The organism is Pseudomonas sp. SJZ077 (genome assembly GCF_007993905.1).
Classification (GTDB): Bacteria; Pseudomonadota; Gammaproteobacteria; order Pseudomonadales; family Pseudomonadaceae; genus Aquipseudomonas; species Aquipseudomonas mandelii.
Genome location: NZ_VIUJ01000004.1, coordinates 22,186 through 46,999 on the forward strand (window position 1 = coordinate 22,186; position 24,814 = coordinate 46,999).

The 24,814-nt window shown below is 61.2% G+C and carries 21 protein-coding genes; 13 read left to right on the plus strand and 8 right to left on the minus strand.

Features of this window, described 5'->3' with window-relative positions:
• Positions 1-69: 69 nt before the first annotated feature.
• The 4 genes from FBY01_RS08605 to FBY01_RS08620 form a co-directional block, all read right to left on the minus strand.
• On the minus strand, positions 70-1,842 hold the full coding sequence (locus tag FBY01_RS08605) for an acyl-CoA dehydrogenase C-terminal domain-containing protein (RefSeq protein WP_145307042.1): 1,773 nt from the start codon (positions 1,840-1,842) through the stop codon (positions 70-72).
• A 63-nt stretch (positions 1,843-1,905) separates the two neighbouring features.
• Complete coding sequence (locus tag FBY01_RS08610) at positions 1,906-3,576, minus strand: cation acetate symporter (protein ID WP_010460315.1); 1,671 nt, start codon at positions 3,574-3,576, stop codon at positions 1,906-1,908.
• Positions 3,576-3,902, minus strand: coding sequence for a DUF485 domain-containing protein (locus tag FBY01_RS08615; protein WP_010460314.1), 327 nt, complete (start codon positions 3,900-3,902; stop codon positions 3,576-3,578). Before FBY01_RS08615 ends, FBY01_RS08610 begins: the two co-directional genes overlap by 1 nt.
• Before the next feature lie 121 nt (positions 3,903-4,023).
• Positions 4,024-5,646: an acyl-CoA synthetase gene (locus tag FBY01_RS08620; RefSeq protein WP_077748472.1), complete on the minus strand. Its 1,623-nt coding sequence runs from the start codon at positions 5,644-5,646 to the stop codon at positions 4,024-4,026.
• Positions 5,647-5,877: 231 nt separating this feature from the next.
• Between FBY01_RS08620 and FBY01_RS08625 the strand changes: the two genes are divergently transcribed.
• The 12 genes from FBY01_RS08625 to FBY01_RS08680 all read left to right on the plus strand — a co-directional run bounded on the left by FBY01_RS08625 (position 5,878) and on the right by FBY01_RS08680 (position 19,527).
• Positions 5,878-8,169, plus strand: coding sequence for a PAS domain S-box protein (locus FBY01_RS08625; protein ID WP_145307043.1), 2,292 nt, complete (start codon positions 5,878-5,880; stop codon positions 8,167-8,169).
• Positions 8,157-8,792 (plus strand): response regulator transcription factor, encoded by a 636-nt coding sequence (locus FBY01_RS08630; RefSeq protein ID WP_083376749.1) that lies wholly within the window; start codon positions 8,157-8,159, stop codon positions 8,790-8,792. The genes FBY01_RS08625 and FBY01_RS08630 overlap by 13 nt, the downstream gene beginning before the upstream one ends.
• A 78-nt stretch (positions 8,793-8,870) precedes the next feature.
• Complete coding sequence (locus FBY01_RS08635; protein ID WP_145307044.1) at positions 8,871-9,959, plus strand: AI-2E family transporter; 1,089 nt, start codon at positions 8,871-8,873, stop codon at positions 9,957-9,959.
• A complete protein-coding gene (locus FBY01_RS08640) occupies positions 9,956-10,687 on the plus strand; it encodes a hypothetical protein (protein WP_145307045.1) in 732 nt (243 codons plus the stop codon). The genes FBY01_RS08635 and FBY01_RS08640 overlap by 4 nt, the downstream gene beginning before the upstream one ends.
• Before the next feature lie 21 nt (positions 10,688-10,708).
• Positions 10,709-11,173 carry a MaoC family dehydratase gene (locus FBY01_RS08645; RefSeq protein WP_010460302.1) on the plus strand — a complete coding sequence of 155 codons (465 nt, stop codon included), beginning with the start codon at positions 10,709-10,711 and terminating at the stop codon, positions 11,171-11,173.
• 102 nt (positions 11,174-11,275) lie between these two features.
• The gene (locus tag FBY01_RS08650; RefSeq protein ID WP_042932066.1) at positions 11,276-12,460 is read left to right on the plus strand and encodes a patatin-like phospholipase family protein; all 1,185 of its coding nucleotides are present in this window, start codon (positions 11,276-11,278) and stop codon (positions 12,458-12,460) included.
• Positions 12,461-12,528: 68 nt separating this feature from the next.
• Complete coding sequence (locus tag FBY01_RS08655; RefSeq protein ID WP_145307046.1) at positions 12,529-13,818, plus strand: FAD-binding oxidoreductase; 1,290 nt, start codon at positions 12,529-12,531, stop codon at positions 13,816-13,818.
• Between the two features lie 25 nt (positions 13,819-13,843).
• Positions 13,844-14,398 carry a helix-turn-helix domain-containing protein gene (locus FBY01_RS08660; protein ID WP_010460296.1) on the plus strand — a complete coding sequence of 185 codons (555 nt, stop codon included), beginning with the start codon at positions 13,844-13,846 and terminating at the stop codon, positions 14,396-14,398.
• 20 nt (positions 14,399-14,418) lie between these two features.
• Positions 14,419-15,759, plus strand: coding sequence for a glutamine synthetase family protein (locus tag FBY01_RS08665; protein WP_372241863.1), 1,341 nt, complete (start codon positions 14,419-14,421; stop codon positions 15,757-15,759).
• A 348-nt stretch (positions 15,760-16,107) separates the two neighbouring features.
• Positions 16,108-18,669 carry a nitrite reductase large subunit NirB gene (gene nirB / locus FBY01_RS08670; protein ID WP_102593683.1) on the plus strand — a complete coding sequence of 854 codons (2,562 nt, stop codon included), beginning with the start codon at positions 16,108-16,110 and terminating at the stop codon, positions 18,667-18,669.
• Entirely contained in the window at positions 18,669-19,046 is a 378-nt protein-coding gene (nirD, locus tag FBY01_RS08675; RefSeq protein WP_145307048.1) for a nitrite reductase small subunit NirD, read from the plus strand. The genes nirB and nirD overlap by 1 nt, the downstream gene beginning before the upstream one ends.
• Before the next feature lie 40 nt (positions 19,047-19,086).
• Entirely contained in the window at positions 19,087-19,527 is a 441-nt protein-coding gene (locus tag FBY01_RS08680; RefSeq protein WP_102593684.1) for a CBS domain-containing protein, read from the plus strand.
• A 28-nt stretch (positions 19,528-19,555) separates the two neighbouring features.
• On the opposite strand, the gene FBY01_RS08685 is transcribed toward FBY01_RS08680, so the two are convergent.
• From FBY01_RS08685 to FBY01_RS08700, 4 genes are all read right to left on the minus strand, one after another.
• Positions 19,556-20,200, minus strand: a complete 645-nt coding sequence (locus FBY01_RS08685) for an MliC family protein (RefSeq protein WP_145307050.1) — start codon at positions 20,198-20,200, stop codon at positions 19,556-19,558.
• 141 nt (positions 20,201-20,341) lie between these two features.
• Positions 20,342-21,619: an FAD-binding oxidoreductase gene (locus FBY01_RS08690; RefSeq protein WP_145307052.1), complete on the minus strand. Its 1,278-nt coding sequence runs from the start codon at positions 21,617-21,619 to the stop codon at positions 20,342-20,344.
• Positions 21,620-21,691: 72 nt separating this feature from the next.
• A complete protein-coding gene (locus tag FBY01_RS08695) occupies positions 21,692-22,639 on the minus strand; it encodes a dihydrodipicolinate synthase family protein (protein ID WP_145307054.1) in 948 nt (315 codons plus the stop codon).
• A gap of 61 nt (positions 22,640-22,700) precedes the next feature.
• Complete coding sequence (locus FBY01_RS08700) at positions 22,701-23,627, minus strand: 4-hydroxyproline epimerase (RefSeq protein ID WP_145307056.1); 927 nt, start codon at positions 23,625-23,627, stop codon at positions 22,701-22,703.
• 278 nt (positions 23,628-23,905) lie between these two features.
• On the opposite strand from FBY01_RS08700, the gene FBY01_RS08705 reads away from it, so the two are divergent.
• Complete coding sequence (locus tag FBY01_RS08705) at positions 23,906-24,673, plus strand: AraC family transcriptional regulator (RefSeq protein WP_010460279.1); 768 nt, start codon at positions 23,906-23,908, stop codon at positions 24,671-24,673.
• Positions 24,674-24,814 lie beyond the last annotated feature (141 nt).

The following is a 24,814-nucleotide window of genomic DNA, read 5'->3' on the forward strand; positions in this document are numbered from 1 at the left end:
CGAGGGCTTATCAATAAAAAAACGCGGACGCCGAATCGAGAGGAGCGTGGCGCCGCGTCGGTTCAATCGTTAGAACTGTTCGGCGCTCAGGCCGTACAACGAGGCGCTGCCGGCGAGAATGGAATGCTCCAGGCTCAATGTGCGCGGAAGCAGGCGACGGATGTAGAAATCGGCGGTGGCGATCTTCGCGCCATAGAACTTGGGGTCCTCGCTGAGTTTTTTCTTCGCGACCTGGGCCATGCGCGCCCAAAGCCAGGCGTAGGCGACGTAACCGAACAGGTGCAAATACTCGACCGAAGCCGCGCCGATTTCGTTGCGGTTGGTGGCGGCCTGGTCTTGCAGCCAGTCGCTCAGGTTTTCCAGACGCTGCACGGCATCGAACAGTTGCACGGAGTAGGGCGCGTCTGGCTGATGGGCGAAACGACGTATCTCCCCGGTGAATTGACGCAGCGCGAAGCCGCTGTCGGCCAACACTTTGCGGCCGAGCAGGTCCAGCGCCTGAATGCCGTTGGTGCCTTCGTAGATCTGCGCGATGCGCACGTCACGGACCAACTGCTCCTGGCCCCATTCGCGAATGTAACCATGGCCGCCGAACACTTGCTGGCCGTTGATGCAGCTTTCCAGACCCGTGTCGGTGAAGAACGCCTTGGCCACTGGTGTCAGCAGCGCGACCAGGGTTTGTGCGCTGTCGCGCTCCTGGGCGTCATCGGAGAACTTCGCCAGGTCCAGTTGTTGACCGACGTAACTGGCAAACGCGCGGCCACCTTCGGTCATGGCTTTCATGCTCAGCAACATGCGGCGCACATCGGGGTGGACGATGATCGGATCAGCCACTTTGTCCGGGGCCATCGCGCCGGTCGGTGCGCGGCTCTGTACACGTTCACGGGCGTAAGCCACGGCGCTCTGATAGGACGCTTGCGCACAGCCGATGCCCTGAATGCCGATGGACAAGCGCTCGTAGTTCATCATGGTGAACATCGCCGCCAGGCCTTTGTTGGCTTCGCCGACCAGCCAACCGCTGGCGCCGTCGAAGTTCATCACGCAGGTGGCCGAAGCCTTGATGCCCATCTTGTGTTCGATCGAACCGCAGCTCACGGCATTGGCGTCGCCGAGAGAACCGTCGGCATTGACCAGCACCTTGGGCACGACGAACAGCGAGATCCCTTTTGGTCCGGCTGGCGCGTCCGGCAGTTTGGCCAGCACCAGATGGATGATGTTTTCCGTCAGGTCCTGATCGCCACCGGTGATGAAGATCTTGCTGCCGGTGATGCTGAAACTGCCGTCGGTCCGGGGTTCGGCGCGGGTGCGGATGATCCCCAGATCAGTGCCGGCGTGCGCTTCGGTCAAGCACATGGAACCGGCCCAGCGGCCTTCGTACATCGGTGGCAAATACAGATTTTTCAGGGTCTCGCTGGCGTGGGCATCCAGCGCCAGGCAGGCCCCGGAACTCAACGCCGAATACAGGGCGAAGCTTGAGTTGGCGCCGTAGAGCATTTCTTCAAACTGCACGGCAAGCATCTTCGGCATGCCCATGCCGCCAAAATCGGCATTACCGGAAAGGCCCACCCAGCCGCCTTCGATGAAGGTGGCATAAGCCTGTTTGAAGCCGATCGGCGTGCTGACCTGGCCATCGAGCCACTGGGCGCCTTCTTCGTCGCCGCTGCGATTCAACGGCGCAATCAGGTGCGAAGTGACTTTCGCCGCTTCCTCAAGAATGGCGTCAGCGGTGGCGGCGTCGACCGTGTCGGCCAGGGCCGGCAAGCGCGCCCACAGGGCCGGGGCATCGAACACTTCGTGCAGCACAAAGCGCATGTCGCGCAGCGGGGCGTTGAATTCGGGCATAACGTGAACCTCAAAAGGTGTGCGGTGGGCACGGCGCCGTTACGGCAGACCGTGCCCTTTCAATCAATGAGCGGAAGCGCTGGCGGCACCGAGGCCGGTCTGGGCGCGAACGAACTGGTCGGCGTAGGCGTCACGCTCCTTGTCGGCGCGCACGCTGCGGTCGAGTTTCGACACCACGACGATCACGAAGAACGCCAGCGGCATGGAGAACAGCGCCGGGTGGTCGTAGGGGAAGATCGCGTGAGCGTGACCGAGCACGGTGACCCAGACCGCTGGCGACAGGATCACCAGCACCAGTGCGCAGATCAGGCCGGCAAAACCGCCGAGGATCGCGCCTTTGGTGGTCAGGCCTTTCCAGTACATGGCCATGATCAGCACCGGGAAGTTGGTCGACGCGGCAATGCCGAAGGTCAGGCCTACCAGAAACGCGACGTTCATCTTCTCGAACAGAATGCCCAGCAGAATCGCGATGATGCCCAGGCCTACCGTCGCCATGCGCGTTACGCGCATTTCCTGTTTCTGGCTGGCCTTGCCTTTCTTGAACACCGTGGCGTAGAGGTCATGGGAAATCGCCGAGGCACCGGCCAGGGCGAGTCCGGAGACGACCGCCAGAATGGTGGCGAAGGCCACGGCCGAGAGGAAACCGAAGAACAGGTTGCCGCCCACTGCTTTGGCCAGGTGCATGGCAACCATGTTGCCGCCGCCGATCAGGGCGCCGCCGACTTCACCGTTGACGTAGTACTGCGGGTCGGTGCCGATGATGACCATCGCGGCAAAGCCCAGGGTGCAGACCACCAGGAAGAAGAAACCGATAAAGCCTGTCGCGTAGAACACCGACTTGCGCGCTTCCTTGGCGTTCGGCACGGTGAAGAAACGCATCAGGATGTGCGGCAGACCGGCAATCCCGAACACCAGGCCCAACGACATCGACGCGGTGTTGATCGGGTCGGCGAGCATCGAGCCTGGCCCCATGATGTTCCAGCCGCTGGCATGGGCCTGGACGGCTTTGTCGGCCAGGGTTTCGTAGCTGAAACCAAACTGCGACATGGCCATCACCGCCAGGGTCGTTCCGCCGGCGAGCAGCAGCACAGCCTTGATGATTTGCACCCAGGTGGTGGCAATCATGCCGCCGAAGATCACGTAGACCAGCATCAACGCACCGACGATCACCACCGCAACCGGGTAGTCGAGACCGAACAGCAACTTGATCAACTGACCGGCCCCGACCATCTGCACGATCAGGTAGCAGCACACCACTGTCAGCGAACCGAACGCGGCGAAGATCCGCACCTTGTTCTGGTCGAGTCGATAGGAAACGATGTCGGCGAAGGTGTAGCGGCCCAGGTTGCGCAGGCGCTCGGCCATCAGGAAGGTGATGATCGGCCAGCCGACAAAGAAGCCGATGGTGTAGATGAAGCCATCGTAGCCCTTGGCAAACACCAGGCTGGACAGCCCCAGCAGCGTGGCGGCGGACATGTAGTCACCGGCAATTGCCAGGCCGTTCTGGAACCCGGTAATGCCACCGCCAGCGGTGTAGAAGTCCGACGTGGATTTGGTTTGCCGTGCGGCCCACCAGGTAATCGCCAGGGTGCCCAGCACGAAGACGAAGAACATGCCGATCGCATGCAGGTTCAGCGGTTGTTTTTCCACTGCGCCCATTGTCGGGGCGGCGAGGACGATGGAGGCCGGCAACAGGCCGGCAGCGGCGAGGATGAGCTTACGCAGCAGGTTCATCACTTGCTCTCCTCGAGAATGGCGGCGCCCAGTGCATCGAAACGCGTGTTGGCGCGGTAGACGTACCAACCGGTCAGCAGCCAGGAAAAAATGATGATCGCCGCACCCACCGGCATGCCCAGGGTCAACATCCGATGCTCGGCGACTGGCGCATGCAGCCATTGCGGGGCAAACGCCACCACCAGCATGAATCCGTAGTAAGTGCCCAGCACGGCGGCACTCAGCGACCAGGCCAGGCGCGAACGGCTGCTCACCAATTGAAGGAATTTCGGATTGGTCCGAATGCGTTCACAACGTTGGGTATCGGTTGAATGGATGTCGATCATGGGTGGCTCCACATTGTTTTTGTTATGTGTCTGGGGGCAGGGCAGGGCCGAATTCGGCCTGCACGAGCCCGAAGCGGCAGATGAAACACCTGCCGCCGGGTGGGTAAAACGTCGGTTCGGGTTAGAGCGCTTTAGCCCTGTCGCGCAGGACGTACTTCTGGATTTTGCCGGTGGACGTTTTCGGCAACAGAGTGAAGATCACCGTGCGCGGGACTTTGAAGCCCGCCAGATGCTCGCGGCAGAAACTGATGATGTCGGTCTCGCGAACGTCCTGGTGATCGGCCTTCAAGGTGATGAACGCACAGGGCGTTTCTCCCCATTTTTCATCGGGACGGGCAACCACGGCCGCTTCCATCACGCCCGGATGGCGATACAGCACGCCTTCCAGTTCGATGGTGGAAATGTTCTCGCCGCCGGAAATGATGATGTCCTTGAGTCGGTCCTTGATCTCGACATAACCATTGGGATGACACACCGCCAGGTCACCGGTGTGGAACCAGCCGCCTTCGAATGCTTCGGCGGTGGCGGTCGGGTTTTTCAGGTAGCCCTTCATCACGGTGTTGCCGCGCATGAAGATCTCACCGATGGTCTGACCGTCCCGTGGGGTAGGTTCCAGCGTCTTTGAGTCGCCGACCATCACACCTTCAAGCGTCGGGTAGCGCACGCCCTGACGGGATTTGATCTGTGCCCGTTCGTCCAGCGGTAACTCATCCCATTCGGCATGCCAGGCGCAGAGCGTCACCGGACCGTAGGTTTCGGTCAGGCCATAGACGTGCGTGACCTTGATGCCCATTTCTTCCACGGCGCCGATCACTTTGGCGGGTGGTGCAGCACCGGCAACCATGGCGTTGACCGGATGGTCGATGGCCGCTTTCGCCGATTCCGGCATGTTGACCAATGCATTGAGCACGATAGGCGCAGCACACAGGTGCGTGATTTGATGCTCGCGAATCAGCGTGAGGATTTTCTGCGGATCGACCCGGCGCAGGAACACATGCACACCGGCCATGGCGGTGATGATCCACGGGTAGCACCAACCGTTGCAGTGAAACATCGGCAGGGTCCAGAGGTAGACCGGATGGTTGCCCATGGCCCAGGTCATCTGGTTGCCCAGCGAGTTCAGGTACGCGCCGCGATGGTGGTAGACCACACCTTTCGGGTTGCCGGTGGTGCCTGAGGTGTAGTTCAGCGAGATGGCTTGCCACTCGTTGTCCGGCCATTGCCAGGCGTAATCCGGATCGCCTTCGGCCAGCAGCGCTTCATAATCCAGGTCGCTGACGGCCTTGCCTTCGCCGTATTCCGGGTCATTGACGTCGATGACCAGCGGCGGGTGATCAAGCATGCCGATGGCCGCGTGAATCACGTCATGGAATTCACGGTCGGTGATCAGTACCTTGGCTTCACCATGCTGCAGCATGAAGGCAATGGCTTCGGCATCCAGGCGCACGTTGAGCGGGTTGAGCACGGCGCCGATCATCGGCACGCCAAAATGCACTTCAAGCATCTCGGGAATGTTGGGCAGCATCACCGCCACCGTGTCGTTCTTGCCGATGCCGCGACCGGCCAGCGCCGAGGCCAGACGCCGGCAACGGGTGTAGGTCTGCGCCCAGGTACGACGGATCGAACCGTGGATCACGGCGGGGTAGTGGGGGTAAACGCTGGCAGTGCGTTCGATGAAGCTGAGCGGCGACAAAGCAATGTGATTGACAGCCGAAGGGCCTAGCCCTTGTTCATAGATCGACATGACGGGTACTCGGTGGCTGATTGTTAGCTCTATGGATGGGCCTGTTCAGCGTAGCCGCTGAGGTCATCCTTTATGTCCGGTGTGCTTTATATAACAATCTGCCACGGATATGGAAGTACAACCTACGCAGTATAGTATATGTACTATATTTTATTCTTCTGCCTCCAAATGAATGCGGCGATACCTCTAGCGCCGGTATATTCTTGGCTCCCCCGACAATGCGGACCTGTGATGACCCTGACTCCCGTTCGATTGCACAGCTGGTTGCGCCTGCAGCGCGAGGGCGTGTCCCTGGCCGCTCGGGCGGATGCGTTGTGCCGTGCGCTGCAGGAATGTCCCGAGGTGCGGCGGGCGGTTTACCTGAGTTGGCAACCCACCGCGCGAATTTACAGCCACGAAGGCGCCGCCCAGCATTTCCCGCCGGGCCTTGGCGATCCGTCGCTGGCCAGCGATCAGCTGCTGTTTGATCGGCTGGGCGAGACCGGGCGCCTGGACCTGGCCCAGGTGCGGCAACTCGATTGCTGGCTGTCCGGCCGATTACGCCGCGCAGCCATCAGCCATGGCCAAGTGTTTGATCTGGCCTTGCAGGCGGGGCAGTCAGGCCTGTTGCTGGTGGAAGTCTGCGACGGCGTGAGTCTGGACTGGCTGGGCTGGGTGCAGGATTTGTTGACCACCTTGCTCAGCAGCGTCAACGGCATGCTGCGGGGGTCGCCGCTGTTGGGGCACGACCCACAACCGAGTCTGTTGCTCGATGCGCAGGGCCGACCGCTGGAGTTCAATGCCGCGCTGCTGGCCCTGCTCGCGGAAAAGCCGCTGACCGAGGTACTGGGCTTTTTGCCGGTCAATCATCGGGTGTTGGTGCGTGCCTGCCTCGACCAGCAACGTGCCATTGAAGGGGTCGAAGCCCAGTTCGAGGCGCAGATTCTGATCTGGACGTTTATCCCCGATCCCCAGGACAACCGCGTGCTCGCCCGTTGCCGCGACGCCACGGTACAAGTATTGGCCGAACGCGAAGCCGCCACGGCACGGCGGCTGTACCGGCTGATCATCGAGAACACCACCGACCTGATTTCCCGGCACACCCCGGACGGGCGTTTTCTCGATGCCTCGCCGGCATCCTGGACATTGCTTGGCTACTGGCCCGAAGAGTTGCGCGGGCAAATGGCCCAGGGCCTGTTTCACGGCCAGGACCTCGCCAACCTGGTGCAGCGTGCGCGGGACGCGCTGGAGCAGGACGGTTATCACACCATGACGTACCGCATTCGCCACCGGGCCGGGCATTACCTGTGGTTCGAAACCGCCAGCCGGGCGATTCGTGAAACCTACACCGGCGCGGTGGTCGAGGTGGTCAGTGTGTCCCGGGACATCACGGCCCGGGTACAGGCCGAAGAGAACAAGCGGCGCCTGGCGGAAGTGGTCGAGGCCAACACCGATCCGGTGTTGTTCATCGACCCTGACGGGCAAGTCACTTACCTCAACCCGGCCGCACGGCGCATCCTCGATATCGACGAGCAACAACCGATGCCGGCCCTGGCGCAGCTGTTTGCCAGCGCTGACCTGACGCGCCTGCAACGTGACGGCTGGAGCAGCGCCGAACGCGACGGCGTGTGGAGCACCGATGCACGGTTGCAACCGCCCGGTGGCGGCACGTCGGTGCCGGTGTCGCTGGTGCTGCTGGCGCACCGTTCGGCCGGCGGCGAGCGCTACTACTCTTTGGTGGCGCGGGACATGACCGAGCGTGAATTGCGCGAGGTGCAACAGCGCCGCCATCAAGACGAATTGGCCCACACCGCACGGTTGGTGACCCTGGGCGAGCTGGCCTCGGGCATTGCCCACGAAATCAACCAGCCCTTAGCCGCCGTGGTCAATTACGCCAATGCCAGTCAACGCTATTTACAGACGCTCGACACCAACCCCGAGGCCGCCGAACGCGTGGCGAAAGGACTGCAACGCATCACCCATCACGCCACCCATGCCTCGGAAGTGATCAAGCGCTTACGGGCGTTTCTGCGCAAGGGGCAGCGGCGCATGCAGGCCCTGAATTTTACCGACGTCGCCCGTGAGGCCGTGCGTTTGTGTGCCTGGGAAGCGTGCAATTGCCAAGTGACAATCGAGGATCGACTGCCGGATAATCTGCCGCCCGTTTATGCCGACCGGGTGTTGCTGGAGCAAGTGCTGCTCAATCTGCTGCGCAATGCCATCGACGCCAACCGCGAACAACATCCGGGGCAGCCCTCGCTGATCGTGATGACGGCGGAGCAGGGCGGTGGTGCCACCGTGGAAATCCGTGTGCAAGACCAGGGGCCGGGCGTCAGTGAGCCCGAACTGGAGCAGATATTTACCCCGTTCTATACCAGCAAGGCCGATGGCCTGGGCCTTGGCTTGTCCATGAGCCGCAGCATCATCGAAGGTTTCGGCGGTGAATTGCAGGCCCGGCGCCAACCGGTCGGGCTGCTGATGGCTTGCCGCTTGCCGCTTGCCGGCCCAACAAAACAACAACAGGAATCGCAATGGCAGGTGTGACTGAGCACGTGGTGTATGTGGTCGACGATGACCAGGGCATGCTCGATTCAACGGTCTGGCTGTTGGAATCGGTCGGGCTCAAGGCCTTGCCCTTTACCAGTGGCGTGGAGTTTCTCAGCGCCTGTGATGCCACGCTCGACGCCTGCGTGCTGCTGGATGTGCGCATGCCCGGCATGGGCGGGTTGAACGTGCAGGAAGAAATGCGCGCTCGGGAGTTGAACCTGCCGATCATCTTCGTCAGCGGCCACGCCGATGTGCCCATTGTGGTGCGCGCGTTCAAGGCGGGCGCCCATGACTTCATCGAAAAACCCTACAACGAGCAGTTGTTGCTGGACAGCGTGCAACAGGCGCTGAGCAACTGCGCGGCCAACCGTTCGGGTAATCAGGGCCATGACGCCTTGCAAGCCCGTTTGCTGACACTGACCCCCCGCGAGCGCGATGTCTTGCTGCCGCTGGTGCAGGGTTACACCACTCGGGAAATCGCCGAGCAACTGGGCGTCAGCGCAAAAACCGTCGACCTGTATCGCTCACGCGTGATGAAGCGCATGCAGGCCAGCACCCTGCCGGACCTGGTGGGCATGGCCATTGCCGCCGGACTGGTCGATCCACTGAAATTGCGTTGAGGCCTCACGCCGTATATTGAGCGTCTATGCTGGGCTAACCGATCCGCTACCGTTGCAGTGATCTGCAAGGAGCCACCCGTGGAGCCCACACCCTTTACCGAGAAAACGCTGAGCCGCACCCTGCTCGATGTAATGATTCGTGCCGGGTTGATCGCGGTGCTGGTACTTTTCTGTTTCCAGATATTCAGCCCGTTCCGCGACTTGATGTTGTGGTCGCTGATCCTGGCGATCACCCTCTATCCGCTGCAAGAGCGACTCAGGGGTAGCCACAAACCCGGGCACGTCGCGACGCTGATCATTCTGATCGCCATCGTCATCCTGATGGTGCCGATCTACCTGCTGGGTACCTCGATTGCCGATTCGGTCGAACGGGCGATGGAAGTCGTCAAGGGCGGCGGTTTTCACATTCCACCGCCGGCCGAGTCAGTTGCCAGTTGGCCGTTGGTGGGCCGGCCACTCTCTGATCTGTGGCTTCAAGCCTCCACCAATCTTCCCGAGCTGACCGCCAAATACGTACCGCAAATCAAACACGTCAGCCTGGGCCTGTTGGGTAAACTCGCGGGTGTCGGCATGGGTTTCCTGACGTTCATCTTCGCCTTGATCATTGCCGGGATTTTCATGGCCCATGGCGAAGGCGGCAGTCGCGCCGCGGTCCAGATTGCCTCCAGAGTCAGCGGTCCGGCACGGGGCCCGAAAATCGCTGAACTGTGCACCGCCACCATCCGTGCGGTGGCGTTGGGCGTGGTCGGCATCGCGTTCATCCAGATGCTGCTGGTGGGCCTCGGCTTTGTCTTCAAGGGCATCCCCGGTGCCGGTCTGCTGGCCTTGGCGGTGCTGCTGCTCGGCATCATGCAATTGCCGGTGACGCTGATTACGCTACCGGTGATTGCCTTCGTTTTTGCCACCGAAGGCGCCAGCACCGCGACCATTATTTTCGCCATCTATGTGTTCATTGCCGGCCTGGTGGACAACGTCCTCAAACCCTTGCTGCTGGGGCGCGGTGTCGACGTGCCAATGCCGGTGGTGTTGATTGGTGCGTTGGGCGGCATGGTCACCAGTGGCATCATCGGGCTGTTCATCGGGCCGGTGGTCCTTGCCGTCGGCTATCAATTATTCTGGCAGTGGGTGCAGGATCGACCATCGGAAACAGGAGGGCCGCCACTGTGAGTGCGCAGGATCATCCACTGCTGGATCAGGTGCTGATCGCCCATGGCGGTCTGGACCGCTGGAACAGCTTCAACACTGTGCGCGCCACCCTCGTGACCGGCGGCTCGCTCTGGGCCGCGAAAGGGCTGACCCAAGACAGCGCCCCTCGCCAGATGACCGTTTGGCTGCATGAACAGAAAGCCTCGGTAACCCCCTTCGGTGGCCCGGATAAACGGACAGCCTATTCACCCGATCGAATCGCCATCGAAACCACCGACGGGCAGGTGATCGCTGAGCGCCAGGCGCCCCGGCAATCCTTTGGCGACCACACCGAAAACACCCCGTGGGATCCGCTGCATCGCGCGTACTTCAACGGGTATGCGCTCTGGTCCTACCTGACCATGCCTTTTCTGTTCAAGTGGCCGGGTGTGGTGACCGAGGAAATCGAACCCTGGCAAGAAGCAACCGAGCGCTGGCGCCGTTTGCGGGTGCACTTTCCCGAAAGCATCGCCACGCACTGCGCCGTACAGGATTTCTACTTCGGTGAAGACTTCCTGCTGCGGCGACACGACTACAACGTGGATGTCAGTGGTGGTATGCCTGCCACCCAATATGTGTCTGACTACATCGAGGCTGACGGGCTGCGCATGCCCGGCAAGCGTCGTGCCTACCGACGCGGGAAGGACGGCCTGGCTGACATGGATGCCTTGCTGGTAGCCATCGATCTCAGCGAAATCGGCTATTCCTGATGCGCTGCGCAGGGAACAATCATGACCGTACATGCCTGGGAAAAACTCTACCTCGATGACCTGAGCCTGGGCCAGCAGTTCGAAAGCGACAGCGTGCGGGTCCATCGAGCGTCGATGCTGGCCTTCGCCCAGGAGTACGACCCGCAACCGTTTCATCTCGATCCTGAAGCTGCCGAGTTGAGCCTGTTCCGCGGCCTGGCCGCCAGCGGCTGGAACACCGCCGCCCTGACCATGAAGCTGCTGGTGGACAGCGTGCCGTTGGCGGACGGCATCATCGGGTTGGGCATCGAGCTGAGCTGGCCGACACCGACTTACCCCGATGACCTGTTGCGCCTGCAATGCACCGTGCAGGCCATCGACCCGTCCAGCTCCAAACCCGACCGGGGCGTAGTGACGATGTTCATGGAGACCCTCAATCAAAATGACAAGGTGGTGCAGCGAGCCACCGGCAAATTGTTGGTCTTCAGGAGACCGCCGCCTGACTGAAAAGTAGTCATGGGTTTTAGGGTGCGCGCATGATGGCGGAGGCCAGTTTTCACCGAGTCAGTCGAGTGCGCTCTGTCGATGGCAGGGACCGGAGGAGGCGTCGTGAAACCATTTCTGCCCAGGCCCAGCGCCTCAACAATGAACATGTTGCGTGAAGGGTGCCTGCAACGCCGTGATGCAGTGCCGCAAGACCTGACGGAACAAGCAGTCATTCCGGGCATCCCGAATGCGCGCTACTGGCTGGACCGGGACCTGACGGCGTTCATTGTGGATGCGAGCCTGGCCAACGATCGCGAGGTCGAGGCGCTCGCCGACACAGAGTTGCCGACCGATGCGCTGCCACTCGCTTACTACCTGGCCATTTCGGGGGGCGGCGACGCCGGCACCTTCGCGGCGGGCATCATCGCCGGCTGGAGCTTGCATGGGAGCCGACCGCCTTTCAAAGTCGTCACCGGCATCAGCGCAGGTGCCCTGGTCGCACCGTTCGCATACCTGGGGCCTGAGTATGACCCGGTCATCCTGGGGATCTGCAGCGCAATCGGTCCGAAAGATGTGTTCCATGCGCGAAGTGTGCTGACCCGCCTGGCCAGCGACGGCATTGCGGACAGCAAGCCCCTGGCGCGCCTCATTGCCAAGTACATCACCGCCGACGTGTTAGCGGCCATCGCTGCGCAATACGCCAAGGGACGACTGCTGATGATCGGCACCACCGACCTCGATGCCGGGCGGCCCGTCACCTGGAACATGGGCGCGATTGCTTCCAGCGGAGCACCGGGCGCGCTGCACCTGTTTCGCAACATCATGATCGCGTCGATGAGCATTCCCGGTGCCGTTTCACCGGTCATGATCGATGTGGAGGTCGACGGCCAACAGTTTCAGGAAATGCACGTGGACGGAGGCGTCCTGACCCAGGTGTTCCTTTATCCGCCGGGCACCGTGATGGCGTTGAACAGCGTGGCCGGCGCGCGCATCCGCCGGGCCCGGCATTTCTATGTCATTCGCAATGGCAAACTGGAACCGCAGTGGTCCGGTACCAAGCGCCGGACCTTGAGCATCGGCGGGCGAGCCATCAGCACCTTGATCCAGACCCAGGGGATCAGCGACCTCAATCACATTTACCGGATCGCCCAGCAGGACGGCGCAGATTTCAATCTGGCGTACATCGGCGCGGATTTTATCTGCCCGCGCAATCAGAAATTCGATGGCGAGTACATGAAGCGTCTGTTCGATTACGCCTTTCAACTCAGCGCGCAAGGCTACCCGTGGCATAAATCGCCGCACACCTGAGTTGCCTGCATGAAATTTATGCTGTAGTTTTTCATGAAATTATAAAAATATAATTTCATGAGGCTTGTATGTTTCAGCAGTCCACGCAGCATGTCGCCAGCTATTACGCCCACAGTTGCGCTGATCGCCTGACCACCCGACCGGCGCTTGCCGGTGAGCAAACCACCGAAATCGTCATCATCGGTGCCGGTTTCAGCGGCCTGCATACTGCGTTGCGCCTGGCTTTGGCTGGTAAGCGGGTGACGCTGCTGGAAGCCAGCTGCGTGGCATGGGCCGCGTCGGGCCGCAATGGCGGGCAGGCCATTCTCGGCTGGTCGTGTGACATGCCGCCGCTGGAAGCAGCGTTGGGCTACGAGCGTGCGCGGCGGTTGTGGGACGGCATGCGCTGGGCTGCGCAAGAGCTGCGTGAGTTGCCGGCTCGCCATGGTTTCGACTGTGATTACCGTGCTGGCCATTTGTGGACATCGGTGATGCCCCGTCGGGTTGGTCTGCTGACGGAGTGGCAGCACGAAGCCAGCCACAAATGGGGCCACGATGGCTTGCAGTTCATCCGCCGTGAACAGTTGCCGGAATGGGTGGCCAGCGAGCGCTATCAGGCCGGGCTTTATGACCCTGAAGGCGCGCACCTGAATCCACTCAAACTGGCCCTCGGCCTGGCCGCCGCCATCGAGCGTGCGGGCGGCCGTATCCATGAACAAAGCAAGGCGCTGAGTTATCGAGAGGAGGGCGGTCAATTCCTGGTAAACACCGAACGCGGGTCGATTCGCGCGGATGTGCTGGTGCTGGCCTGCAATGCCTATCTCGACGAGCTCGACCCGCAGCTGGCCAGTTGCGTGTTGCCGGTGGGCACTTATCAAGTCGCCACCGCACCCCTGACGGCCGAGCAGGCCACGGCGCTGTTGCCGAGCAATGTCTGTGTCACCGACAACCAGTTCGTTCTCGACTATTTCCGTCGCACGCCGGACAACCGCTTGCTGTTCGGCGGTGGATGCACGTATCTGGGTGGGATGCCCAGGGACATTGCCGGCGCAACCCGGCCGTTTCTGGAGCGGGTTTTCCCGCAGCTCAAAGGCGTGAAGCTGGAGTTCGCCTGGGGCGGGCACATTGACCTGACGCTCAAACGCACCCCAGACATTGGTCGCAAGGGTGATCGCTACTGGCTTCAGGGGTATTCCGGGCATGGCGTGCTGCCCACGCTGGCCGCTGCCCGCGCCGTGTCCGACGCGATTCTCGGCCAGAGTGATGAACTGGCGTTGTATCAGGGCTTGAGTAACCCCAGCTTCCCCGGCGGTAAATACCTGGCGGCGCCGCTGGAAGCCATCGGCAAGGTGTGGTATCGACTGCGCGACAGCATTTGATGAATCACTTGGCGGAATTCCAGGCATGAACAAGCAAGAAGAAATCGCCGCGCTGGCGATCCTGATTCACGATCTGCGCAAGCATAAGAAGTACACCTTGAAGGATCTGGCTGATCAGATCGGTCGCTCCGTCGGCTTTCTCTCACAGGTCGAACGCGGCCTGTCACGACCCACCGTGGCCGACCTGACGGCGATCAGCGAAACCCTGGGCGTGCCGACCACCTATTTCTATAGCCTGCCCAAACCCAAGGAACTGCCGTGGGTCACCCGGCCAGATGAACGCCGCACGTTGTACTACGCCAACGGCATCACCGACATTCTGGTGTCGCCGAAGATGCGGGCTTCGTTTTCCATGCTCGAAAGTCACCTCGAAGCCGGCGCCAGCAGTGGCGAACGGCACTTGAGCGACAGCTCGGAGCAGGGCGGCTACGTGCTCGAAGGCGAGTTGACGCTGTGGTTGGGTGATGACGACGCCGTTACCTTGCAGGCCGGCGACAGCTTTCAGTTCGACAGCCATACCCGTTGCCGCTACGGCAACCTCACCGAGCACCTCACGCGAGTGCTCTGGGTCTACACCTGATCACCACAATAGGACCAACCATGATGGACGCTGATCTGCTGGCCGAGGTGCACGCCTTTCGCCAACGCTACCCTGATGTACGTTATGTCGACCTGATTTCCCTGGACATTCCGGGGCACTTCTACGGCAAGCGCTATCCCGTGGAGATGCTGGAAAAGGTCGCGTCCGGCAGCGCGCTGAAACTGCCGCAAAACTGTGTGCTGCTCGGTGTGCAAGGCGGTTTGTTCAAGATTGGCGACTACTGCTTCAACGACGGTGACCCGGATGCGCTGCGCCGCCTGGTGCCCGGCACACTCAAGCCGGTCAGCTGGGAAGCACAACCGCTGGGGCAAATGCTGATCACCTCGGACGGCACCGAGAAGCCGATTGTGTTCGAGCCGCGCCAGGTCCTGGCGCAGGTGTTGGACAGGCTCGCCGGCAAAGGCATCCATCCGGTGGTGGCGTTCGAACTGGAGTTCTATCTGTTCGATAAAAAGCTGCGCGACGGACTGCCGCAATTCCCCCGGGATGATCTGACCGACGATGCCGACGATCAGCCGAACATGCACATCGAGCGCCTGTCACGTTTTGCGCCGGTGCTGGATGAGATGGTCGAAGCCTCGCGGGCCCAAGGCATCGATACCACAGTGATCACCGCCGAGCTTGGCCCGGGCCAGTTCGAGATCAATTTCGGGCATCTTGATGATGGCTTGCGAGCGGCGGACTGGGCGGCCCTGTTCTGTCGCAGCACCCGTGGCGTGGCCCTGAAACACGGTTACCGCGCCAGCTTCATGGCCAAGCCTTACTTGCAGCACCCGGGCAGCGGCATGCATGTGCACGTCAGCCTGTATGACGCCGCCGGCAATAACCTCCTCGCCGCGAATCAGCAGCAATCGTTGCGTCATGCCGTGGCCGGCTGCCTGGAATTACTGCCGCATTGCATGCCGATCTTCGCGCCGAACCAGAACGCCTTTCGCCGTTTGGGCGGCACCACCAACATCGCCACCCGGGCGAGCTGGGGCTTTGAGGATCGTGATGCGTGCCTGCGCATTCCGGAATCGGATGCGAAAAACCTGCGCATCGAATATCGCCTGGCCGGTGCCGATGCCAACCCGTACCTGGTGCTGGCGGCGATTCTGGTGGGCCTCGAACAGGGCCTGGAAGCAGGCAACGAACCGATCCCGCCGCTCAATGAAGACCGCAACAGTGGGGTCGACTTCCCGCTGGAGATGCTCGAAGCGGTGCGCGCCATGCAGCATCAACCGCAGCTGCGCGAAGGGCTGGGAGCGGAGTTCGTAGACGTGTATTGCGAGAACAAGAGCCAGGATCATCTGGCGTTCATGCAGGAGATCAGTGCGCGGGAGTATCGCTGGTATCTATAAGCCAAGCGTGCGAATGCACTTTAATAAAGCTTTCGTGCGGCGGCATGCACTAAGCCAAGGCAGAAACCGCCACGTTGATCTCCTTAAAGTCCCGGAAGGTGCCGTAAAACACTGACATTCAGCGCTTGGCACAATCGCTGCATTACATCGATCAGGCCCACCGTGAACGCAGTCGAGTGGGCAGCCCCCTCGGTCAACGACGATCGATTCGTGGGCAACATCGGTGGGTCAGGCATAGACGTCTGGTTTCAACACCGCAAAAGAACAGGCAAAGACGCCTGGAACCGCAAGGTTTCAGGCGTTTTTTTTTGCTTTTTGAACCGTGATGGGCTTAGTCGGGTACTTCTTATGAATTCCAATGTCGCCGCGTTGAACAAGCTGCAAACGCTGATCGTGATCGGTAACGGCATGGTCGGACATCATTGTGTCGAACAGCTGATCGAGCGCGGTGCCCTTGATCACTATCGGCTGCACGTTTTCAGCGAGGAGCCGATGCGCGCCTACGACCGCGTGCACCTTTCCGAATACTTCACCGGACGTGATGCCGAGTCGCTCGCCTTGGGTGAAGCCTCGTTGTACCAGACCCCGGGCGTCACCTTGCACTTGGGTGTGCCGGTCCTGGAAATCGACCGCGCCCGCTGCCAGGTGATCACCGCGCAAGGCTGCGTCGCCTACGACAAATTGGTACTGGCCACCGGGTCCTACCCGTTTGTGCCGCCGATCGAAGGCGCCGAGGGCGATTCGCGCCTGGTGTACCGCACCCTTGAAGACCTTGATGCGATCCGTGCCGCTGCGTCCAATGCCCGACGTGGCGTGGTGGTCGGCGGTGGCTTGCTCGGACTGGAAGCCGCCAATGCCCTGAAAAGCCTGGGCCTGGAAGCTCACGTGGTGGAATTCGCGCCGCGCCTGATGCCGGTGCAGCTGGACGAGCAGGGCGGTCGTGCACTCAAGGCCCAGATCGAACGCCTCGGCGTCGGCGTGCACCTGTCGCGAGGCACTCAATCGATCAGCCCAGGCGAGGAATATCGCTATCGGATGAATTTCGCCAATGACGAATTTCTGGAGGCCGACCTGATTGTGTTTTCCGCCGGGATCCGCGCCCAAGATACCTTGGCCCGCCAGTGCTCGCTGGAAGTCGGCCCGCGCGGCGGCGTGGTGGTTGACGACCAATGCCTGAGCAGCGATCCGAACATTTATGCCATCGGCGAGTGTGCCGCGTGGAATGGCAGCATTTTTGGCCTGGTCGCCCCGGGCTACCAGATGGCGCGCGGCGTGGCTGCGCGGCTGTGCAACGAAGTCGCCGAGCCGTTCATGGGCGCGGACATGTCGACCAAGCTCAAGTTGTTGGGCGTTGACGTCGGCTCCATCGGCGATGCGCATGGCAGCACGCCGGGCTCGCGCAGTTATCAATTCATCGACGAAACCACCGCCAGCTACCGCCGATTGGTGGTGGATGCGACAGGCAAGCACGTACTCGGTGCGGTGCTGGTCGGCGACAACAGCTATTACGACACGCTGCTGCAATACATGCAGAACGCGATTGCATTGCCCGCGGAACCCGCCAGCCTGATTCTGCCCTCGTCCGAAGGCGCGCCGACCCTGGGCCCGGGCGCGTTGCCCGAATCGGCCACAGTGTGCTCGTGCCACAACGTCACCAAGGGCTCCATTTGCTCGGCCATCGACGGTGGCTGCACCGACCTCGGCCTGCTCAAGTCGCAAACCAAGGCCTGCACCGGATGCGGCGGGTGTGCCGGGTTGCTCAAGCAGGTTTTCGAACATGAGCTGATTGCCCGCGGCGTCAGCGTCGACAAAAGCCTGTGCGAACACTTTGCCTATACCCGTCAGGAGCTTTACGCATTGGTACGGGTAGAAGGGGTGATCACCTTCGAAGAACTGCTGGCCAAACATGGCCGTGGCCACACCGGTTGCGACGTGTGCAAACCGGCGGTGGGCTCGATCCTCGCATCGTGCTGGAACCAGCCGATCATGGACGCCTCACTGGTGCCGCTGCAGGACACCAACGACACGTTCATGGCCAACATGCAGAAAAACGGCACCTATTCGGTGGTGCCGCGCATCCCAGGTGGCGAGATCACCGCCGACAAACTGATCGCCATCGGCGTGGTGGCGAAGAAATACGACCTCTACACCAAAATCACCGGCGGCCAGCGTATTGATTTGTTCGGCGCGCAGTTGCACGAGTTGCCGGACATTTGGGCCGAGCTGATCGAAGCCGGTTTCGAAACAGGGCACGCCTACGGCAAATCGACCCGCACGGTGAAGTCCTGCGTCGGCAGCACCTGGTGCCGGTATGGCGTACAGGACAGCGTGAAAATGGCCCTGCTCATCGAGGACCGCTACAAGGGCCTGCGTTCGCCGCACAAGCTTAAGTTCGCGGTGTCCGGTTGCACCCGTGAGTGCGCCGAAGCCCAGAGCAAAGACGTGGGCGTGATCGCCACCGAGAAAGGCTGGAACCTGTACATCGCCGGCAACGGCGGCATGCGACCGCGTCACGCCGAACTGTTTGCCACCGACCTCGACGATGAAACCCTGATCCGCTACATCGACCGCTTCCTGATGTTCTACATCCGCACCGCCGACAAATTGCAGCGCACCTCGGTATGGCGTGAAAGCCTGGAAGGCGGCCTCGACTTCCTAAAGGAGGTGATCATTAACGACAGCCTCGGCCTGGGTGAAGAGCTCGAATCGCAGATGCAATTGGTGGTCGACCGCTATGAATGCGAGTGGGCCAACGCCCTCAAAGACCCGGAAAAACTCAAGCGTTTCCGTACCTTCGTCAACGACAAACGCCCGGACCCGGACATTCACTTTGTCCAGGAGCGCGGTCAGCGGCGTCCGATCATGGCCGCCGAACTCAACCTTATCCCTGTCACCGAGGAGATTGCCTGATGAGCCAGCCCACTACCCGACGCATTGCGCCCCTGGAAAACACCGGCGCCTGGCAAACCGTCTGCGACCAACAGGACCTGGTCAGTAACTCCGGCGTGGTCGTCTGGCTCGACGGCGCACAAGTGGCGCTGTTCTACCTGCCCGGAGCCGAGGGGCAGACCCTCTACGCCATTGACAACCATGACCCGCAATCCGGGGCGAATGTCATCGGTCGCGGATTGATCGGCAGCATCAAGGGCGACCTGGTGGTGGCGTCGCCAATCTACAAACAGCATTTCCGGCTCGAGGACGGCAGTTGCCTGGAGTACCCGCAACAGCGTTTGCGTGTCTGGCCGGTGCGGTTGAACGGGGGGAGGGTGGAGGTCGCGGCGGTTTGAAGGCCATTAACTGCATCACGCAATCGAATCGGAGCCACGTATGAAAACAGCCGCACAGTTGCTCAAACTCAAGGTCGTGCAGAACCGTCAGGTGCATAGCATCGCACCTGATGAAATGGTGCTGGAGGCCCTGAAGCTGATGGCCGAAAAGAATGTCGGGGCACTTCCCGTCATCGACAAAGGCCAGGTGGTCGGGGTGATCAGCGAGCGTGACTATGCCCGCAAAGTCGTGCTGCAGGGGCGCTCGTCAGTGGGGACGCCAGTGCGCGACATCATGAGCTCGCCGGTGGTAACTGCGCCGAGTCAGCAAAGCATCGAGCGCTGCATGGCCGTCATGACCGACAGCCATCTGCGTCATTTGCCGGTGGTGGACGACGGTGAACTGATTGGCCTGCTGTCGATTGGCGATCTGGTCAAGGAAGCCATCGTCGAGCAGGCCGATCTGATTCGGCAATTGGAGCATTACATTCGCGGGCACTGAGACGGTGGGTGGTTTTGCGCCAAAGCCATCAACTGACCGGTTCGACCGTACAGCTCATTTCCCGTGAGCCTGGCTTCTGGAAAAGCACCGCGTTGCCGTCTTGCCAAAAGCTGTAATTGCCCTGGTAATCCTTGCCGGTGTATCGAGTGCCCGAATCGCTCGGCACCTGGCTCAGGGTGATCGCGGTGTTGGCCCATTTCAGGTACACGACACCCGGCTGCGTACTGAAGAAAGTGGCGGTAATCAGCGTGTTAAAGCCTGCACAACGAAACGCCAGGGGGCCTTCGGTGAGTCGGTCTGGATCCTTGGTTCGCACGATGGCCGAGCCTTGGCGAAGCTGGTGCGCACGCTCGGCATAACTGCGGATGATGCACATCTTTTGCTCCGGTCTCGAGGCACACCCGTTGCGGGCATCGATCCAGAACTGCTGGTCGATGATGACTTTGTCCGGGGGCGGAACTGAACGTTCATCGGTGAGCGCCAGGCGATAAAGACGCGTCAGTTCGATGTCCATCTGCGTCAGTTGTGGATCGCGACAGATAAGCTTTTCGACGGAGGCCCTGGTCTTGGCGCAGTCGATGCCGGGAGGGGACGCAGCGTGGGCGCAGGTGCTCGCCGCCGCGCACAGGCTGGCAGCGAACAGGCATCTGAACAGGGCCGTGACCGTTTTCATGTTGGCTTCACCCAGATCATTTTGGGATGCCCGGATTGCCGAGGACCTGGCGATCCGTTGAACAGTCATTCGTTTGCATGGGTGTACGCAGTGTATGCCAGTGTTTGAAACTTGCCACACCCGCCCGGCGGCGGGTGACCTTCAAAATCGATCCAACCTGTAGGGCGCAATGTCCGGTAATTCATGGGTATGAGGCGCAGGCGAAGCCAGTTGCGCGATGAGTTCGGCTGTGACTGCGGCCTGTGTCAGGCCCAGGTGCTGGTGACCGAAAGCGAGCAGCACTTTGCCGTCGCACACCCGGTCGATGATCGGCAGGGAATCCGGCAAGGACGGGCGAAACCCCATCCACGGCGTGGCCGCCTCAGCGTTCAAGTCGCGCTTGAACAGGCCTTCACTTAACCGGTGCAACTGCCAGGCACGCTCCATCACCGGCGCTCGGTCGAGGCCGGCGAACTCGACGGTGCCGGCCAAGCGCAGTCCATCGGCCATCGGGGTCATGATGAACTTGCGCTCCAGCGAGGTAACGGCGAACGGCAGCCGTCCGTGTTCATGGGGCAACATCAAGTGATAGCCGCGCTCGGTATCCAGCGGTACTTTTTTGCCGGTCAGCGCTGCCGTCAACTTCGCGGAGTGAGCACCGCAGGCGATCAGGGTCTGGCGGGCGGTGAAACGGCCCTGGTCGGTGATAAGCGAGACGCCGTGTTCATGCAGGTGTGCGCCCAGGACCTGTTGCTTGAGGAAGTGCACGCCGCAGGCTTTGGCGGCATGGACCAGTTCGCAGACCACTCGGTAAGGGTCGAGAAAATGACCGGTGCGCGGGAAGAACAGACCGCCCTGAATTCGCTCGCTGAGTTGTGGTGCCGCCTCGCGCACCGCGTTGGCCTGCCAGTAGTCGACCGGCACGTGTTGATGGCGCATCCGAGCCTGTAGCGCTTCGATTGCTTTATGCGAGTCCGCCCGTTCGAACACCAGCAACGAGCCGTCTTCGCGCAGCAGATGGGGGCGGGCAATGTCCTCCAGCAGTCGGTGCCAGGCGCCCAGGCTGCTTTCGTTGAGTGCGCGCAGGCCGGCGATGGTTCGTTGGAAGGGGGCATGTCGCAGGTTCAGCAACAGGCGCGTGAACCAGGGCAGAGCGCGTGGCAGGTATTTCCAGTCCAGGCGCAACGGCCCCATTGGGTCTGTGAGCATGGCGGGCAGACGTTTGAGGATGGACAGGTCGGCGATAGGAAACACCTGTTCGGTCGCCAGGTGCCCGGCATTGCCAAACGAGGCGCCCCGGCCAGGGTCTTGCTGGTCGAGGACCACCACCCGCAGACCCTGACGTGCCAGCCGCACAGCGCAAGCGACGCCGATGATGCCGGCGCCGACCACGGCAATGTCGGCGATGTCGTGCGGGTTGTGTGCAGCAGGCAGAGTCATGGCGCTTTCCTGGAAAAAGTGGCCCCGGCTGCAAAACCGGGCGGGTTTACAGCGGGCGCAGTCAGGGTGGGATCAGGCAACGTTCTGTTCGGCCGACCAGTTTATGTACCACTGGCGGAACAACGTGTACTGAGTCTCGGCATAGCGCCGTTGGGCATCGCTGAGCGCATCGGTTTCGTTGAAGTGCAGGGTGTATTCCTTGTCGCCATTGAGCACCATCAGGTGCTTGTAATAGAGCACCAGGTCGCAGCCCTCATCGAAGGACGACAGCACCTGCAGTGCGGATTCCAGCTCTTTGGCCAGGCGGCGAGCCGTGGCGTCACCCTTGGCCGCCTGCTTGCTCAGGGCCACCAATTGCAGCACTTCGCGGGGCAGCGCGTTGCCGATGCCGGTGATAGCGCCGGTGGCATTGCAGTTGACGAAACCATGCACCACTTGGGTATCGACACCGACCATCAGGGTGACGTCATCGTCCTTTGACGTGATGTTTTCGGCGGCGTAACGCAGGTCGGCAGCACCGCCGAACTCCTTGAAGCCGATCAGGTTCGGGTGTTCGCGGCGCAGTTCGAAGAACAGCTCGGCACGGGTGGCGAAGCCGTAGTAAGGACTGTTATAGATTACCGACGGCAGATTTGGAGCAGCCTCCAGAATCGCCGCGAAGTGAGCTTTTTGCGCGGCCGGCGAGGCACCCCGGGAGAGGACGCGAGGGATGACCATCAGGCCCTGGGCACCGACCTTGGCCGCATGCGCCGCGTGGGAAATCGCTTCACGACTGTTGACGGCGCCAGTGCCGACGATGGTCGGAACGCCGGCAGCGACCAGACGCGCCACACCTTCCTGGCGCTCGGCTTCGGTGAGCAGAGGCCAGTCACCCATGGAACCGCAATACACGACAGCACTCATGCCGATATCGATCAGTTCGCGACCTTTGGCCACCAGCGCGTCGAAGTCGGGTTTGCGCTCGGCAGTGCAGGGGGTCATCAGTGCAGGCATGCAGCCAGTGAAGATGTTTGCGCTCATTGTTGGCACTCCTAGAAGCGTTTATTCAGCTTGATTGAGGTGGGGAATGCAGCGTGTTCGCTCAAATGCCCCACGCGAAGGGGTCCTGTTCGTCGATCAGCAGCGTGCTGTCGGCGGTCATGAAGGCCTGGCCGGTAATGAACGGGCGGACACGTTCGCCTTCCCATTCGTAACTGCCGACGAATTGACTGGCGGTGATGCTGGCTTGTACCCAGGGCGCACCCGCGGCCAGTTTTCCATCGGCAGCCAGGCATGCCAGTTTGGCGCTGGTGCCAGTGCCGCAGGGCGAGCGGTCGTAGGCTTTGCCCGGGCACATGACGAAGTTGCGGCTGTCGGCCTGGTCGTCGTCGGCAAACAACTCGACATGGTCGATGACGGCGCCGTCTTCGCCATGGATGCCTTGGGCTTCGAGGGCCTTGAGCATCGCCCAGGTGTAATCGGTGAGCGCTTCGACGTTATCGAGTTGCAACACTTGCCCGTGGTCGGACACCAGGAAAAACCAGTTGCCGCCCCAAGCGATATCGCCGTAGACGCAGCCGTGCCCGGGGACGTCTACCGGCACCTGTTGGCGATAGCGGTAGGCGGGCACATTGCGCAGGGTCACCGTGCCGTCTTCATGCAGCGTCGCGCTGACCGGGCCGACCGGCGTGTCGATCTTGTGCACACCCGGAGCGATGTGCCCCAAGTAATGTAACGAGTTGACCAGGCCGATGGTGCCGTGACCGCACATGCCGAGGTAGCCGGCATTGTTGAAGAAGATGACGCCGCAGGTGGCATCCGGCGAGACCGGCTCGCAATACAGGGCACCGACCAGGACATCGTTGCCCCGGGGCTCCAGCAGGCAGGCCTTGCGCCAGTGGTCATGCTGATCGCGCAGGGCATCACGCTTCTCGATCATGGTCTGGCCGGGCAATTGGGGAAATCCGTTCATCACCAGGCGAGTCGGTTCGCCGCCGGTGTGGGAGTCGATGACATGTACTCGTTTCATGAACCCATCCTTTAGAAGTGTGCCGGTACACCGGTTGCCACCACCAGGCCACCGAACCTGCGGATAGAGTGAACGCGTCAGGGGCGATAGCGATTGATGTTTTCCATGAATGCAAATGACGAAATCAGCACAATCCTTGTGGCCTCGACACGGGGTAAACCTTGGGGCAATCTGCTTGCGCGCGCCTCGACAACGGCTCCGAAGTGAAGGCCAGTTGCTGAGCGGAGAGGGCGCAAGGGAGGATTTTTGCTTGTCCGCAGAGTGGGAGAACAAGCGTCATGACGCAGAACGCATTGGCGATCCTGTGCCAAGGAAACGACCTGAATCGCCCCGATACCCTCGAAGAATTACTGGCGGGCGTGGCACTGCTGTTGCCGATGCTGGACGTGATCCCCAATGCCGCGATCTTTATCAAGGACATGAAGGCGCGTTATGTCATGGCCAATAGCACGCTGGTTCAGCGCTGCGGGTTGAAACAGTTGCAACCGCTGCTTGGCAAAACCAGCGCTGAAGTCTTTCCAGCACAATTGGGGCCTGGCTACACCGAACAGGATCGTCGTGTACTGGAGCAAGGCTTTGTTCTGGAAGACCAGTTGGAATTGCATTTATACGGGAGTCGAGAACCCGGTTGGTGCCTGACGCATAAACGCCCGTTGTATAACCGCAGCGGTGAAATCATGGGCCTGGTGGGAATTTCGGTTGACCTGCAATCAGCCAGTGATGCACACCCGGCCTATCAGCGCCTGGCGGCGGTGGATGAATACATTCGCGCGCATTTCAATCGCCGTATCACCTTGGGTGAACTGACGCGGATCGCCGGTATTTCGGTGGCGCAACTGGAACGGTATTGCAAGCGCGTGTTCCACCTGACGCCACGGCAGATGATTCAAAAGGTTCGACTGGAACATGCGCACCGACTGCTGCACACCGAGATTCCCATTACCGACGTGGCATTGCAGTGCGGCTATACCGACCATAGTGCATTCACCCGACAGTTCAAGGCATTGACCGGGTTTACGCCGCGCCAGTATCGGCAGGTGTCATGAATGCATCGGGGGACATTCATTCGCCAGAAACTAAGTTAGAGTGCCCATCAGTATCTGCTCATAAGGGCCCTGCACTCGATTCGCGTAGTCGCGCCAAGCGGTTCCAGCGAACGAACAGGGCAAAGAAAACCGTGTATCAAT

Excerpts from the sequence above, each read along its gene's own strand:
- FBY01_RS08605 (WP_145307042.1), bottom strand. The coding sequence starts at position 1,842 with ATGCCCGAATTCAACGCCCCGCTGCGCGACATGCGCTTTGTGCTGCAC.
- FBY01_RS08610 (WP_010460315.1), bottom strand. The coding sequence starts at position 3,576 with ATGAACCTGCTGCGTAAGCTCATCCTCGCCGCTGCCGGCCTGTTGCCG.
- FBY01_RS08615 (WP_010460314.1), bottom strand. The coding sequence starts at position 3,902 with ATGATCGACATCCATTCAACCGATACCCAACGTTGTGAACGCATTCGG.
- FBY01_RS08620 (WP_077748472.1), bottom strand. The coding sequence starts at position 5,646 with ATGTCGATCTATGAACAAGGGCTAGGCCCTTCGGCTGTCAATCACATT.
- FBY01_RS08625 (WP_145307043.1), top strand. The coding sequence starts at position 5,878 with ATGACCCTGACTCCCGTTCGATTGCACAGCTGGTTGCGCCTGCAGCGC.
- FBY01_RS08630 (WP_083376749.1), top strand. The coding sequence starts at position 8,157 with ATGGCAGGTGTGACTGAGCACGTGGTGTATGTGGTCGACGATGACCAG.
- FBY01_RS08645 (WP_010460302.1), top strand. The coding sequence starts at position 10,709 with ATGACCGTACATGCCTGGGAAAAACTCTACCTCGATGACCTGAGCCTG.
- FBY01_RS08655 (WP_145307046.1), top strand. The coding sequence starts at position 12,529 with ATGTTTCAGCAGTCCACGCAGCATGTCGCCAGCTATTACGCCCACAGT.
- FBY01_RS08660 (WP_010460296.1), top strand. The coding sequence starts at position 13,844 with ATGAACAAGCAAGAAGAAATCGCCGCGCTGGCGATCCTGATTCACGAT.
- FBY01_RS08665 (WP_372241863.1), top strand. The coding sequence starts at position 14,419 with ATGATGGACGCTGATCTGCTGGCCGAGGTGCACGCCTTTCGCCAACGC.
- nirB (WP_102593683.1), top strand. The coding sequence starts at position 16,108 with ATGAATTCCAATGTCGCCGCGTTGAACAAGCTGCAAACGCTGATCGTG.
- nirD (WP_145307048.1), top strand. The coding sequence starts at position 18,669 with ATGAGCCAGCCCACTACCCGACGCATTGCGCCCCTGGAAAACACCGGC.
- FBY01_RS08680 (WP_102593684.1), top strand. The coding sequence starts at position 19,087 with ATGAAAACAGCCGCACAGTTGCTCAAACTCAAGGTCGTGCAGAACCGT.
- FBY01_RS08685 (WP_145307050.1), bottom strand. The coding sequence starts at position 20,200 with ATGAAAACGGTCACGGCCCTGTTCAGATGCCTGTTCGCTGCCAGCCTG.
- FBY01_RS08690 (WP_145307052.1), bottom strand. The coding sequence starts at position 21,619 with ATGACTCTGCCTGCTGCACACAACCCGCACGACATCGCCGACATTGCC.
- FBY01_RS08695 (WP_145307054.1), bottom strand. The coding sequence starts at position 22,639 with ATGAGCGCAAACATCTTCACTGGCTGCATGCCTGCACTGATGACCCCC.
- FBY01_RS08700 (WP_145307056.1), bottom strand. The coding sequence starts at position 23,627 with ATGAAACGAGTACATGTCATCGACTCCCACACCGGCGGCGAACCGACT.
- FBY01_RS08705 (WP_010460279.1), top strand. The coding sequence starts at position 23,906 with ATGACGCAGAACGCATTGGCGATCCTGTGCCAAGGAAACGACCTGAAT.